Source organism: Chamaesiphon sp. (genome assembly GCF_041737865.1).
GTDB lineage: Bacteria > Cyanobacteriota > Cyanobacteriia > Cyanobacteriales > Chamaesiphonaceae > Chamaesiphon.
Genome location: NZ_JBGSQZ010000140.1, coordinates 80,219 through 93,370, shown reverse-complemented (window position 1 = coordinate 93,370; position 13,152 = coordinate 80,219). Strand labels below are relative to the sequence as shown.

Annotated in this window: 14 protein-coding genes; 8 read left to right on the top strand and 6 right to left on the bottom strand. The window is 41.7% G+C overall.

Annotated features, from left to right (window positions below):
• Position 1: 1 nt before the first annotated feature.
• On the bottom strand, positions 2-628 hold the full coding sequence (locus ACEW9J_RS10325) for a hypothetical protein (RefSeq protein ID WP_373545032.1): 627 nt from the start codon (positions 626-628) through the stop codon (positions 2-4).
• A 126-nt stretch (positions 629-754) separates the two neighbouring features.
• On the bottom strand, positions 755-1,327 hold the full coding sequence (locus ACEW9J_RS10320) for a hypothetical protein (protein ID WP_373545031.1): 573 nt from the start codon (positions 1,325-1,327) through the stop codon (positions 755-757).
• 240 nt (positions 1,328-1,567) lie between these two features.
• Between ACEW9J_RS10320 and ACEW9J_RS10315 the strand changes: the two genes are divergently transcribed.
• The 7 genes from ACEW9J_RS10315 (at position 1,568) to ACEW9J_RS10285 (ending at position 9,964) form a co-directional block, all read left to right on the top strand.
• The gene (locus tag ACEW9J_RS10315) at positions 1,568-2,689 is read left to right on the top strand and encodes a hypothetical protein (RefSeq protein ID WP_373545030.1); all 1,122 of its coding nucleotides are present in this window, start codon (positions 1,568-1,570) and stop codon (positions 2,687-2,689) included.
• A 287-nt stretch (positions 2,690-2,976) separates the two neighbouring features.
• Positions 2,977-4,914, top strand: a complete 1,938-nt coding sequence (locus ACEW9J_RS10310) for a hypothetical protein (protein WP_373545029.1) — start codon at positions 2,977-2,979, stop codon at positions 4,912-4,914.
• A gap of 111 nt (positions 4,915-5,025) precedes the next feature.
• Positions 5,026-6,084, top strand: a complete 1,059-nt coding sequence (locus ACEW9J_RS10305) for a hypothetical protein (RefSeq protein WP_373545028.1) — start codon at positions 5,026-5,028, stop codon at positions 6,082-6,084.
• 517 nt (positions 6,085-6,601) lie between these two features.
• Entirely contained in the window at positions 6,602-7,333 is a 732-nt protein-coding gene (locus ACEW9J_RS10300) for a hypothetical protein (RefSeq protein WP_373545027.1), read from the top strand.
• Between the two features lie 111 nt (positions 7,334-7,444).
• Positions 7,445-8,854, top strand: a complete 1,410-nt coding sequence (locus ACEW9J_RS10295) for a hypothetical protein (RefSeq protein ID WP_373545026.1) — start codon at positions 7,445-7,447, stop codon at positions 8,852-8,854.
• The gene (locus tag ACEW9J_RS10290; RefSeq protein ID WP_373545025.1) at positions 8,838-9,179 is read left to right on the top strand and encodes a hypothetical protein; all 342 of its coding nucleotides are present in this window, start codon (positions 8,838-8,840) and stop codon (positions 9,177-9,179) included. Before ACEW9J_RS10295 ends, ACEW9J_RS10290 begins: the two co-directional genes overlap by 17 nt.
• Before the next feature lie 209 nt (positions 9,180-9,388).
• Positions 9,389-9,964 carry a C39 family peptidase gene (locus tag ACEW9J_RS10285; RefSeq protein WP_373545024.1) on the top strand — a complete coding sequence of 192 codons (576 nt, stop codon included), beginning with the start codon at positions 9,389-9,391 and terminating at the stop codon, positions 9,962-9,964.
• A 186-nt stretch (positions 9,965-10,150) separates the two neighbouring features.
• On the opposite strand, the gene ACEW9J_RS10280 is transcribed toward ACEW9J_RS10285, so the two are convergent.
• The 3 genes from ACEW9J_RS10280 to ACEW9J_RS10270 form a co-directional block, all read right to left on the bottom strand.
• On the bottom strand, positions 10,151-10,396 hold the full coding sequence (locus ACEW9J_RS10280; protein WP_373545023.1) for a hypothetical protein: 246 nt from the start codon (positions 10,394-10,396) through the stop codon (positions 10,151-10,153).
• Positions 10,397-10,528 carry a hypothetical protein gene (locus ACEW9J_RS10275; RefSeq protein WP_373545022.1) on the bottom strand — a complete coding sequence of 44 codons (132 nt, stop codon included), beginning with the start codon at positions 10,526-10,528 and terminating at the stop codon, positions 10,397-10,399. It abuts the gene before it with no gap.
• 206 nt (positions 10,529-10,734) lie between these two features.
• Positions 10,735-10,938: a hypothetical protein gene (locus ACEW9J_RS10270; RefSeq protein ID WP_373545021.1), complete on the bottom strand. Its 204-nt coding sequence runs from the start codon at positions 10,936-10,938 to the stop codon at positions 10,735-10,737.
• A 186-nt stretch (positions 10,939-11,124) separates the two neighbouring features.
• On the opposite strand from ACEW9J_RS10270, the gene ACEW9J_RS10265 reads away from it, so the two are divergent.
• Positions 11,125-11,328, top strand: a complete 204-nt coding sequence (locus tag ACEW9J_RS10265; protein WP_373545020.1) for a hypothetical protein — start codon at positions 11,125-11,127, stop codon at positions 11,326-11,328.
• Between the two features lie 239 nt (positions 11,329-11,567).
• On the opposite strand, the gene ACEW9J_RS10260 is transcribed toward ACEW9J_RS10265, so the two are convergent.
• Positions 11,568-12,791: a hypothetical protein gene (locus tag ACEW9J_RS10260; protein WP_373545019.1), complete on the bottom strand. Its 1,224-nt coding sequence runs from the start codon at positions 12,789-12,791 to the stop codon at positions 11,568-11,570.
• Between the last annotated feature and the right edge of the window lie 361 nt (positions 12,792-13,152).

Below are 13,152 nucleotides of genomic sequence, written 5' to 3'. Positions count from 1 at the left end.
GTTATCTAGCTGCGATTGCTGCTTTGTCTCTTAGCGGAAACAGCTGTTGTCCGATCTTCACTAATTGCGGTGTTTTTTTCCACGTAGCGATCCAGCCTAGGATATCTAGATTACTGGCATCCAGAGGCACGTTAACTGTAATGAATTTTTGCACTAACGCCTTAGTTAGAGCGCGGCTACGTCCGGTTCGCCCAGTTTTTTTACCAGCGGTGGCGGTACGCCGATCTTGGAATTGTCGTCCGTATGAAACGTAAATTTTCTTACATTTCATGTCACTGATTTGTTTTGCACCTAGCAACCTTCCATTTGTTGTTAGGATTGCAAATGGTTTATCCATCAACTCAATACCGCATTGTGTAGCAGTTTTGGGAGTCATATAAACTAGGCGGGCGCCTTTCAGTTTGGTGACATAGGAGAAAGCGGTATATTTACGAACGGCGGTGGCGGCAATTGCACCGTCTTGCGCTTTGCGGGCTTGATTCTTTCGCTTTTGTTGGCTGAAGCCCGCTGCATTTGCCTTCTCTTTTCTAGCCTCTAACTTAGCAAATGCCGCGTCTCTTTTAATCTTTAATTCCGCCGCTGGATCGGGCGCGGTATTATCAATTACTACTAATCCTAATTCTGCCATTTTGTAACCTATATACAGTATTCATGTAAGCGACCACTGCTTTATTTTTTATGGAAAGCGTAAACCATACCTCTAAAGTAGATTATCGGCGATAAATATAGGCGATAATTATCGCCGATAAATCACTTATACCCCTTGTTGTTCGTCAACAATGGTCAGAAGGTCATTGATTTTGTAAGTTGTCTCACCAGTGATAGGATCGAGGTTTTCAATCATCAAATACTGGAGCGAGTGCTCAATACCACCGTCCGAGTTGTCGGTGATGGATACCAAACCAGAAGGATCTGCTAGGAAAATGTTAGGTTGTAACAAGTCGTAAGCGAGTTTGCAGGCATGGACTAGGAGATGCACGGCTTCAGCAAGTGAAGGACAGCCCGCGAGATTCCCAGTAGTTGGGACAACCCAGTTGGCGTAAGGTTCCACATAAGTGGCGAACATGCTTTCAAATTTACTGGTAGCAACGTTGTAAGATTTAGTCGCTAACAAGGTAAATGTGTTGGTACGTAGTGAAGCCTCTGGGTCGTTAAGAGTGTCTAAAAGCGGCAAAGGCAGCGCGGCGTTAGCTGCATTGTACGAAACTAGGGCTTTACCATATCTCGTAATTGCCTGATTTGTAGCGGATAGTAACGATGTACCAACTAGAATGCTGTCACCGCCGTCGAACTCTGAATACTTAGTGTTGCCAAAAGCTGCTGCCATGATTTTAAATGCTTATTTTGATTAAGTGGAATGTTTGCGGTGTGGGTTTTTGTCCCGATGCAATCAATCTATAATCCGCTCTAGCAAAGGTCAACATCTATTTTTTTCGCCTCTATAGATGTCAAAAAATCCTTGCTTAAAATCTCTGCTATCAAAATCCATAGCTAAAAAATATAAATATAGCTATTGCACACCTATGGATATGATGCTACATTAGCGGGTATTCAATGGCAAAGCTAAATGAAATCCAACCTAACGCTACAGCAATCAATCCGATTCACGAACCCAGCTCAAAAATTGTGGTATGCAGCACACGTATTACTAGCGGCATCCACCAACAGTCCAGCGATCAAAGTTCGGGACGCTGTCCCTGCTGTAGTGGCTAAACCCGCTGTAGTAGCACAAACCGCTAAGCCTGCAAGAGCAGCTAGCGCGCCTGTCTTAGCCAGTGCGAATACCGTAGGCTATGCTTTTGGGGCACTCTACCTCAACAGTCCAGCCTACCCAATCGGCACCGCTATTCCCGCTATTTCAGCAAAACCAGCTAGCGCGGCGGTTGCTGCTGTGCCTGCTATTGTGGCTGTCCCTGCTGTTGCTGCAATCACTGTTCCCGCTGTAGTGGCGGTCAAGGGTTACGAGGATGCAATTACGATTACCCAATCTGCTACAGAGCTAACGGTAGTAGTAGAGCTACCCACAGCGCAAAACGTCGGTCTGGCTGGGTCTAACAAGCTGGTAATCGGGGAAATTACCCCTAGCAATCTTCAAGCAACAGCATGGCTGGATACTCTAGCTACGCCTATTGGTACTAGTGGATATTCGTACTTTGGGGTCGATCTTGCTACAGATACTCTAGAGCAATTCTTGTATAAAAATGCTCTACTTTGCACTCATACCATTGCTGATGTTGTTCGCAATGTTAACGGCTCAATGATTAGCTGCAAACGGATCGCAGTGACGATGGCCCCGATGGCTGGGTTCGATCCATTATCAGATTCATTGCAACTGGATAAGATGACCAACGTAACTGTTACCGTAATGACACCAGAACAAGTACTAGCACAAGCAATCGCTCTTGATGTAGTTGAGCAAGAAGCTTGGATTACTAACGGTCGGAACAACGAACAGATTCCTTATGCGATTTCTGAGGCAGATGTAGCACTATTTTTTAGTGGCACCAATGATCCAGCATGGAGAAGCATTCCATTAATTGGCTCTACTTGGTTTAGCGTTGCGGCGGTTGAAATTGTATTAAATTACCTAAATCAAGCCAACCTAGATTATGGGTATACGCAATCCGACCTAACAGTAGGATCGTATGATTTCCCTAGGCTAACAATCGGCTTGTTTCAAGTTAACTAAATTTAAAGTAGGGTTTATAGCCCTACTTTTTTTCATATGACACAACCAATATCAGATTACCTCATAGACCAATTTGGGAATCCCGATCCTTATGCCCCACCAGTACCAAAGCCAGATCTACAGCAATACGATAACTATCAAATACACGATTTATATTGCACTGATTTAATTTTCTCGGATAATCAAAACGTTATTTTTCAACATTTTTTAGCGGTAGAAGCTGCTAGTCCACTAGGGAATATTCTGTGTGATTTTACTGCGATTGCAATTGCGCACCCTTAATTATCATGCCAGTAACGACAGATGCCAACCAGTTTATCGGGAATTATCAAGTTTTAGCTGGTGGGGTTCCCGTTACCTACCCAGGGCTTGATATCGACGTTGCCCAAGCTTACATCACTCCTTTTGTCGGTGGTAACCATGCTCAATATTTGACCAATTTAGGACAATTACAAGGTCGAATAGTTGCCCCTACTGTTTACACAGATATAAATAGTAGTTACGCTTACAGCTTGCGAAAATCTGGGTATACCGATTTATATATGATTCCAACTGAGATTGTATATTTGCTGGTATATGTTGGTAGTGGCGTAACTTTTCAATTTCAGGGTGGGCAAGCTAACGAAGGATCGTGGCTGTCTCTTAATGTGCCTTATCAAATCGATCCAGCGTGGGGCGATTACTACGAGCAAGCTTTTGTAGTTCGTGCCGATGTTTACGGATCTCCTGGTAATAGAATTATTGACGCGCCTTGTTATCGAGATTTAGTGAGTGGGTATAGCCTAGATAATCGAATCATCCCAGAAAATCCCATTGTTATACCTTCCGTGTCAAAAGAGATAACCCTTAGTTATTACCGCCAAAATAAATTAGAATCAATACCTGATTTAAAATCTATTTGCTGGATGAGTTATAAGTGTTCTTTGATTAAAAATATTCCTTACACTCTACCTATTAATGATTGTGTGCTGGGAACTTTATACAGCGACGATCCACAAACTTTAGCTGACCTTGTGCAGATTCCACCCGTGGCAGGGGCTTACGACTGGATAGATCTGCTACCTCAATCTATCACTAGCTTATTCGATTATTGGATGACGTTATATGATGCTAGAAACACAACTTTACCTGCCTTGAGCCTTGTTCCCGTATCTAGACAATTGCATAAAATAGCTGCAAATAATGACGTATGGAACAATGCGAACTTAGCAAGTAATGTTGATGTCAATCCCGATCCATTGCATCCGATGTTTATAGTTGATGATGTTCGCGCCTATGACTGGCATATTGCACCACAAACCGAAGGAATAGGTACATTAATTATGGATTCCCCGCGCACAATTGAAATACACACAGCGTTAAATGCTAGCCAATATTTATTGGAGACGCCAGAAAATATCGGCACTGGGACAGCGCAAAATCCCGAAACTCCCGCTCAACACAAACTAGATTGGTATATTCTTAATAATCCTAAATTAGTGTCGGTGTGGAAGGCGTTGGGTAGAGACACTTTTGTTAACAATCGCATTAAGAAAAATGATAACCGAATCACTAATATTGGATGGTATGTAGAAAATATCGCCAGAGTGCTAGGGTTGAGGTTTGATGACGATGGTAGGATTGATAGCCAACTGGAGGAATCTAAATATTTACGCCAAATTTTTGACAATCTTCAATATGACAGGCAGGCATATTCTAAAAATTCATTCGGCAAATTTGGGCGATTGACTCCACATCTCTCTAATTCAAACGGTAGAGATAGTTGGGATAAAGTGGCGGATATTCCCCAGATGATCGAGGCGTGTTTTGAACATGTGAATAGGTCTGTGGGGATTCAACAAGGTACTGAAATTAGAGTACGGAATCCTACCACGGACAAGATTGACTACTATCCTAACCAGTTGGCAATGCTGTTAGACATTCACGCCAAAATTACCGAGATGCAGCTTAACAGCAAGCAGAGTTTTAATTTGCTGTATGTGATGTCTCATGAATTGAGGGAATTGTGGAGTGGTGTGGGTATCCCCATGGTTTATAAGACGCTGTGGAATAGGTACGGGGAAATTCGGAGTATCGGTCATCAAAGTGATAAAGGGTCTATCCTGACACACCTAACCACGCTCAAAATTAACGTAGGTATTCTGGTAGGCAACCTAATCGCTAGACCCAAAGATCCCCGCAATCCTCTAGAGCGTATTTTCAGCAAAAAAAAGAACGAGAAATAAGGGGTTCCCTTTACCTTTTGAATTATTGCCGATAAATATCGCCGATAATTATCGCCGATAAATCAATTATCTCTGAACTTGCCCACTTATCGCCGATAATCCACATTATTCATGATCTACGATTCCACCTATTTTGATAACTGTAATGGCGTAATTCCCCAGATAGTGCTGTCATCCTGTCTGCTTCAGGCAGGCAACGAAAGAGCGGCATTATATAAAAATCAACTCACCACTGACAATTCTCAAACCACTACATTCTCATTCGATGGGGACTTTCTCACCATCAATGGAGTGTTGCCACTGGCAGAATCAAGCTATCTAATCACCAAACCATCTCTAATTAGCCGAATAGGAGCTATTAACAGCGAGAATGCCTCAATGTTTAGCGATATCTTAGGTTTGCCTGTAGCGGGTTTTGACCCTAGGCCCGGATTAACGCCTGTAGTGGTGCCTCTAATTGCCACTAATCTATCCAATGGTATTTTAGTGTTAGAGAAACGTCTAGCCTACCTGCTGCTGCTACAACAAAAACGCAACTATTTAATTCAGCTATACAACTATTTAAATTACACTCGACTTGCTAGCGAATTGGTGCGTACACGGAACATAGCCACTCCAATCATAGGTGAAGTGGTTCCGGCAACCGCCACAACAACAGGCGGCACAGCCACATTTACAGGCGCGGTAATTGGCACGGTGGGATGGGATTACACTTACGAGATAGACCCAATAGTGAGGGTGGGTAGCATTATCGGCACTTGCCTGAGTAATCTATATACAACATATCCCGATTTATATCGTCTGTTGCCAACAATTAGCGGACTAAGCGATCTCTCTGACTGGGTAGTAGCAGAGATGCAAAAACCCGATCCAATCCTCTTACCTCCCATCGATTTTAATTTATTAGTTGATAACATTGCAGACACAATCAATGAAGCACGGCAACAGCCCGCACCACGAGAGCCGCTGGGAGTTGTAATGAATGACAATCAATCTGATGTATCAAGCACTATTTCAGGTTTAGTTAGTAACGGCAACAACAATGTAGAAACACCTTCCAATACTTTTAGCGAGACCACAAATGATGCCAGAGCCTTATCAGAACCGTCAAGCAGCAATACATCACCACTAACCCCAGACCGCCCCAACAATTCCTTACCCCCTTGCTAACCTATGCTACCTACTCAATACTTACCAGTGGACAATCAATTACAAATCAATATCAATCAAGTTAGAAATGATGGCAGCTTGAGTTTTGCTCTAATCTTGAAAGTGGATAAAAACAAACATTCTCAAGGTAATAATTTAATTGATTCACTAGTTCTTACAGAATTTGACGTTACAACCCTATTAGCTAGCGATATAATTCCCCCGTTCTAATGAATTGGATTGACCCAAACGTAGCATCTTATTATATTCCCAAAATAATCATTGATGCTCAAACCTACACTCTAACGCAACAATTGAATATATTAACTAAATATAGTTATGAGCCTAAATTTGCTAAATCACTATTATTTTTTATTCAGTTATTTCAACTGCCTAATATAAATCTTAGTTATGATTTATTCAATTTTATCCCTTTATCCAGAGATGAGATTGTAGGGTTAACGGTTTATACAAATACATTTGACACCCTAATGACTAATAAAATCACACTTAAATCGTTTCACATTAAATACACTCCATGACTCAAACAGCATACGATAGTAATAAAATCGCTATTAGAGCATTATCTAGGGGAATTGGTACTAAATTATTCAATCAACAAGTGGTGGAGAGATATGGTGACAACACCGATTTAATGGATGCTTGCAAAATACAAGACTGGGACACAATGCCTGAAATGGTGTTTAAACAGTTAACCTATTTTTTCACCTTATCTAACTTCACTCCTGTATTTGAGGAAAAAATACATTTAAGAAATAAACCATTGGCTAAAGATAGAATTGCGTACCCTTGGATGATGATTCATCTGAAATTTAAGGAACGGTATATAAAAGTGGATGGAGTGCTTAAACCAATTGGACAGCGTAGGATAAAGATTAGCAATATCGACCCAGCGAAAATAGACAGTGAATCTATAGCTAAAGCGTTTAAGGACGTGTTTATGATTTACGGTAACAATTATTGCACTTATAATTTCAATAATGGTAAGGAAATAAGATTAGAACATGTAAGCACTCAAGCAAAAGGAATTGAATTAATAAGTTTATTCTTACCATTCACTGACACCACTACTCATCAAAAAGGAGAAATAGCAGATAATATTCTAACTGTTAGCAAACCTAAAAATACCCCTAAAGTAGATACAACTGGATTAAAAGGATATGTTTATAAAATCACTATTCACGAGAGACAAGGTAAGAAAGTTAACCAAATTTTTAGAGTGATGATTGAGAATGGGTCAAGAGACTAATGGTATAGCTATCTATATCATGTATTACCTATAACGTATTTCATTATGCAAGAGAGATAATACACCCTATAGACACACACGATAAGTAAGTAATATATATAAGTAAGTAATATGGCTATACTACCCCTTTTAAAGAAATTCTTACCTCGGCCTAAAGAGATACCAGATCTACCCGATCTGATGAATGAGGTTTTGAATAGTGCTAGGCAAATACTTCCCCCTGCTACTTTCAAACTACTTGATGAGATAGAGGATAAACAAACTAAAGATTTAAAAGATTTAAAATGTCAGCTTGATAAGGAAAGCAAAGTAGGACAGGATACTCAATGTGCTAAGGGAAGTAGGGATGCTGATTATCGCGAATCTTTGCAACTTAATAAATTTGCTAATAAGCCGAAAGAATTAAAGTCATCACCTAGAAAGATACCTTTTAAATTTCCAGAGAGAGGATTGATTAAGGGGAGTAATTTAAGCAAGTCTAAGGTGAATCAAAATCAAGATATAAGGGAGGGTAACTATACAAACACTATAATTAAATTTCAAGTTCCCCCATCTCCTTTTGATGATGACTTCGATCCGAATAATCCTAATAGCACATTGGGGAATAAAGCCCTTTTGTTCGACGTGAATGGTAGGGTATTGAAAACTGCCAACAGTATCGCTAGAGATGGTAGAGCGTTAGATATCAGTTCTAATTTAGCTGCATCCACTCCTATTAGGTTGCAATCCGCTAACAAGAAGAATGCTCCCAAAACTGAGATTAAAAACCTAAAGGATGCAATTGATAAAATGAAGGGCACTGGGGAGATAAACAGCCTAGCAAGCTTATTTGCAGCGATCACGGGTATGGTAGCGATTATTGCAGTGGTAGCTGTCCTAGTGCCTTTATCGTTCCTTACTGTAGCCCTTAACTGGCTTCAAACTGTCACCACTATGTTCACTAATGTCAACAATATTGTCACCACATACCTGTCCATGACTGATGCAGGATTGTCTCTATTCGGATATCCCAAATCCACCGACAAGATTAAAAAAACTGTCAATGGTATTGCTTATGGATTATTTGGTAAGGAAAATTATGAGCAAGCTAAAGCGGCGTTCGCGCAAGGGATTCTCAATTTAACAAGCATGACTAAATTACTAGAGAAAATAGAAAGCGGTAGACGTGGCACCAATAGCAAAATCGATGAAGTGGCATTTAGTCTGGGCACCGCTAACAATGCCTTGAAAGAAGGTGGGCTTATTCCACCTGACAGCCCTTGGAATCAATACAGCGAGAAAGTGGATAAGTTTGTTGATGCACAATCTAAGGCATCCACCGATCCAGATTTAAAGGAAAACATTCAAAAGCTTACCAGTGAAATTCAAACAAGCGAGGAAGTAGACAAAGAGATAAAGTCAGAGACTGAAGCAAGGGATAAAATCGTAGCTCAGAAACAGAAGGAGGTTGATAATATAAAGAATTTGGGATTGGACGTAAAACCATTAATTGAGAAACAAATAAATGAAGCGAGAGAATGAAGCGATGAAAAATGAAATAATGACCTTTGCAAATAGGCGACAATATTTAATCGACAACCATGAACTATTTAAAAAAATGGCTGTAGAAGAAACTGAAGAATATGATATAGATTCAATTCTCACATATCTTACATGTTCCAGTGAATGGTTTATGTGGGAAGCTGATACCTTAACCGAATACTACGAATACGATAGATATACTCAGTATGAAGCGTGGCATGTTTTTATCGATGGAAATACCGTGTATGAAATTTGGTGGATTATTGACATTGCCACTGGTAAAGTAGTTTATGAAATGATAGATAAAACCGTTTGTACAACATGAAGATAATCAAACAAAATAAATCAGCCGGACAAATATTGTTTGAATCATATAACTCTAATAATACTGGGGAAAAAAGAAATGGAAGGTACGTAAGAATATCGAATGATTATCTCCCTGTCACTTGGAGAGATTTATCAAAGGGAGACAAATTAAACTGGGAAAAAATAGCATCATCCACCGATTCACTCATATATCAAAGAGGATAAAACATGTTTGACTTACAGTATCAGATTGACAAATTACATAACTACTCATCATCGTTCGCAAACTTGGATACCACTACCACGTATTTTAGCCAGCGTGATAACTATACGATGCCTCACCGTACTTGCAACAGTTCGGCTAACGCAATGTACCTTGATTGGTTAATGGCGGCTACAACAGGCAAGAGGCTAGGTGGGGATGATGGGTATCTGCGAAAAGTGCTAAGCGTTGGAGACACTATCTATCATGAGAACCAAACCGTCGCGCTTAAATCCTATGGATGGAATACTGTGTGGAATGTTGTCGCAAACATTCGGGAGGATCGAGATATCCTCAGATCCTTGGTTTGTAGCGGCATCCCTGTTGTGGTGAACATCTTGCACAGAGGCAGGTTAGAGGCTCCGAGAGGTGGGCATATCATCCTGTTGTGTGGATGGCTATCGGATTCGATGGAATGGTTAGCGCAAGATCCCTATGGCAGTCTGAGAAGCGATTACCAGGATAGCAATGGTCGCCTCAGCCGGATATCTGGTAGGCAGTTCAACATCCGCTGGCAAGGTGGATTCAGAACTCTGGCTTAGACAATATTGCCGATAAATCACGTAATCTCTCAAGCATTTAATTTATCGCCAATAAATATCGCCAATAAATATCGCCAATAAATAGGCAGATGAAGGGAAGCCCACAGCCAGAGCCAAAATAAAAAATACCCCACCTATTCAATCAAGAGCAGGTGGGATATTTTGGGTAATCAAGCTAAATCTCGTTTACCACTTATCTAAATATTGGATAATTACCTTAATTAGGTCGTCGTGATTCCGTTTCAAGTGGAGAGGCGTATATCCAATTTTGATGATGCAAATAGAGTCACGGTAGAGGTAGACTGTCCCAGCTTGAGAGATTGTCACGGCTAGCCTGTCGGCGTCATCACCCACACCGCTATCGTGCAAAAATTCAATTTCACTAATTCGCGTCGCTTTTGATATTCCGCTAATGATTTGTAAGTCTGTCATTTAACTTGATTCTCCTGATAGTTGTAGATCGATTGCTAATTGTTCAAACTCAATACTGGCTAGATAGTTGTCGATCCATTCCAGTAGGTTGGTACGGTTGTCTAGCTCATCTAAGGCGTCCTCTAGACTCATTGCGCTACCCCCAGCACTATATCGGCTACCAAGCATAGAACCATTCCCCGATACTCACGCGAGTAGGATTTGTCTCTGCTGATTTTGATGAGTGAGTCTACTAGCTGTTGTTCTGACGTGGTTAGGTGTGCCATTGGGTATAATTGAGGTAATGTTTATTTTGATTGAGTGGTAGCGGCTTAGTGTCCTTACCGCTTTTTTATTGGCTAATTGTCTGTATATTCGGCAAAGTGATTAGTAGGAATTTTTTTATCCATATCGATAACTTTTACCCACGAACCATTTAAGCCGATAACCCGCTTTTTCGTAGGTTTGTTGTCAACAGCGAAAAAGCTGTTAGCCCAAAGCATTGCGTAAACTGGTCTACCCATTAAAAGCCTATCTTTGACTTGTGCTTTATTTAGTATCATGATAATCACTGTGCAAGGTTAACTGGAAAGCTCCACATCACTCGCTAGCTCTAAGCCTCAGTCGGTGTGTTTTGCTTGCCATGTGTCCATTATGTTCTGAATTGGGAACAATGAATGTGATATGGATCGAGTTTTGACGCGATCTCAATCAAGCTTTTAAATTGACCTTTTGGGCACACTATATATATGGACATAGACTTACTCGCAGATTTAAGGCAACAGCGCACTAGCGGCTTGTTAACAGGTGGTGGGTATGTGCTGGCAGCTTGTCAGGTGTTAGAGGTAGATATCGCCACAGTGGATCGCAAGTGGCTAGCATCCCAGTTGGGGCTGAGCTATCAGGCAACTCGATCTACGATTGCTAGACTGAAGGCTAAAGGCTTGCTGTGACGTAAATCACGGCTGGAAGTTGCGCAAGGTCACGAAAGGAGAGTGATACCTCCACTAGCAAGTCTTGAACCGCAACACCTTACATTCCCACCTAAAACTAATTATCAGCCACCCTAGACCCATTTAAATTGTAGTAGTGATAGCGGTCATATACTACTGGTGATGGTTGTCACTGGTGGGCTTCTCAAGCATTTGATTTATAGGCGATAATTATCGCCTATATTTATCGCCGATAAATGCTAGCGGTTGCGAGTGAGTGCAGATTCAATCGATTTAATCCGCTCATCCACACCGATCCAACGTTGGTAGATTTTGACGTGCATTGCGATATCATGGCCCATCGATGCTGCCATATCCATTAGCTCTATCCCCAGTATCCGACCACGGATAGCATAAGCATGGCGCAGGGAATAGGGTGTTAACGGAAATTTGTGAGAGCGGAAGTAATCGCTAATAGCGGAAACTTTCCGACTGAGAGCGTCGGACTTGAGCGGTGGGTACATTGCATTAGGCAGGTCGAACAACTGCACCCAGTCGGCAAAAATGGGAGCTACCCACCTGTCTCCAGTTTTCAGTCCATCAGTAAGCGATTCATCCAGACACAGCCAGTAGCTTTTGTCAGCCCGAAAGCTTTTGTCTAAATCGATTGCGAACAGCTCTTGTGGTCTGAGTCCGTAACTCGCTAGCACTGCGAACAGCCAGCGATAGCCTAGTACTGTAGCGTCGTTACTGCGAGGGTGAGCCAAGATGCCCTCGAACGACTTGTAAGTGGCTAAGATTAGTTCGTCACTGGGAATCTCCCGCCGCGCTGGCTTTGGTCGCTTACCGATATTTTTGAAGTTAAACGAGATGTTGTATATGGTGCAGACTATCGATAGAGTTTCCCGTAGCCGGAATCGCTTATCAGTACCTTCGGGATCCAAAGCCAGTAGAGTATTTATCGCCTTGCCATCAAATATAGTGTCAGGCTCTAAGGGGTGGCGTTCATCCATCAACCGCAATTGCACTGTGTATCGCTTCAGGCTGACGGCTTTTTGCCTGTCGGTACTGGTAGTGTCCCCACTCCGATACTTCAGCCACAGATCGGGAAAGCCAGCGATAACAGCTTGCCACGTCAGAGGCTTAGCACTATCTGGCATTTTGCCTATAATTTCCGACTGATACCAATCTTCTGTATATAGTCCATCCCGAACAGCGTTACCAATCTTAAAGGCTAAACGTCTGGCTGTTTCAATGCCATGGGCGGACATTTCCACATCTTTAGGTGACCGATCTTTCCATTTTCCAGGTGCTACAGCGTAACGTATATTCACATTCTTCCCCTTAACTTGTAGCGTTACTTTATATCCTTCATACTTCAGATCCTCGTTAATATTGGTGATATTATTGAGCAGCCCTTGTCGTCTTCTTTCCGACATTCCGTCGTAGCTAAGGTCTTTTCGGTCAATCTGTGGGACTGCCATGTGATTTTATACGTATTTGTACTGAGTACTGCCAAGCATAGCAGGTTTTAGCCTATTTCCACATGGTCGAGTCCGACGCTGGCCATAGCAGCGATTGACAGACCCAGTTTTATTCCGGTTGGGTCTACTAAAAAACCCGACTTCTTTAACAGAAGTCGGGTTTTTTGGTTGGGTTGCGGTAGGCGGTAACGCAATCACCAAGCCAAAAAATTTGTTAAGGAATTATGAGATCCCAGTCCCACCCGATGGGGATCGCATATAGTGGCTAGGAGAGATGCCTCAAAGTAGCTGTCTATAATCGATCGCCGGATTAAATCATTGGTGTAACCGATCGAGATGAGCATCGCCAGCATAATTTGTT

Excerpts from the sequence above, each read along its gene's own strand:
- ACEW9J_RS10295 (WP_373545026.1), top strand. The coding sequence starts at position 7,445 with ATGGCTATACTACCCCTTTTAAAGAAATTCTTACCTCGGCCTAAAGAG.
- ACEW9J_RS10270 (WP_373545021.1), bottom strand. The coding sequence starts at position 10,938 with ATGATACTAAATAAAGCACAAGTCAAAGATAGGCTTTTAATGGGTAGA.
- ACEW9J_RS10300 (WP_373545027.1), top strand. The coding sequence starts at position 6,602 with ATGACTCAAACAGCATACGATAGTAATAAAATCGCTATTAGAGCATTA.
- ACEW9J_RS10275 (WP_373545022.1), bottom strand. The coding sequence starts at position 10,528 with ATGAGTCTAGAGGACGCCTTAGATGAGCTAGACAACCGTACCAACCTA.
- ACEW9J_RS10310 (WP_373545029.1), top strand. The coding sequence starts at position 2,977 with ATGCCAGTAACGACAGATGCCAACCAGTTTATCGGGAATTATCAAGTT.
- ACEW9J_RS10325 (WP_373545032.1), bottom strand. The coding sequence starts at position 628 with ATGGCAGAATTAGGATTAGTAGTAATTGATAATACCGCGCCCGATCCA.
- ACEW9J_RS10260 (WP_373545019.1), bottom strand. The coding sequence starts at position 12,791 with ATGGCAGTCCCACAGATTGACCGAAAAGACCTTAGCTACGACGGAATG.
- ACEW9J_RS10305 (WP_373545028.1), top strand. The coding sequence starts at position 5,026 with ATGATCTACGATTCCACCTATTTTGATAACTGTAATGGCGTAATTCCC.
- ACEW9J_RS10315 (WP_373545030.1), top strand. The coding sequence starts at position 1,568 with ATGAAATCCAACCTAACGCTACAGCAATCAATCCGATTCACGAACCCA.
- ACEW9J_RS10285 (WP_373545024.1), top strand. The coding sequence starts at position 9,389 with ATGTTTGACTTACAGTATCAGATTGACAAATTACATAACTACTCATCA.
- ACEW9J_RS10290 (WP_373545025.1), top strand. The coding sequence starts at position 8,838 with ATGAAGCGAGAGAATGAAGCGATGAAAAATGAAATAATGACCTTTGCA.
- ACEW9J_RS10265 (WP_373545020.1), top strand. The coding sequence starts at position 11,125 with ATGGACATAGACTTACTCGCAGATTTAAGGCAACAGCGCACTAGCGGC.
- ACEW9J_RS10320 (WP_373545031.1), bottom strand. The coding sequence starts at position 1,327 with ATGGCAGCAGCTTTTGGCAACACTAAGTATTCAGAGTTCGACGGCGGT.
- ACEW9J_RS10280 (WP_373545023.1), bottom strand. The coding sequence starts at position 10,396 with ATGACAGACTTACAAATCATTAGCGGAATATCAAAAGCGACGCGAATT.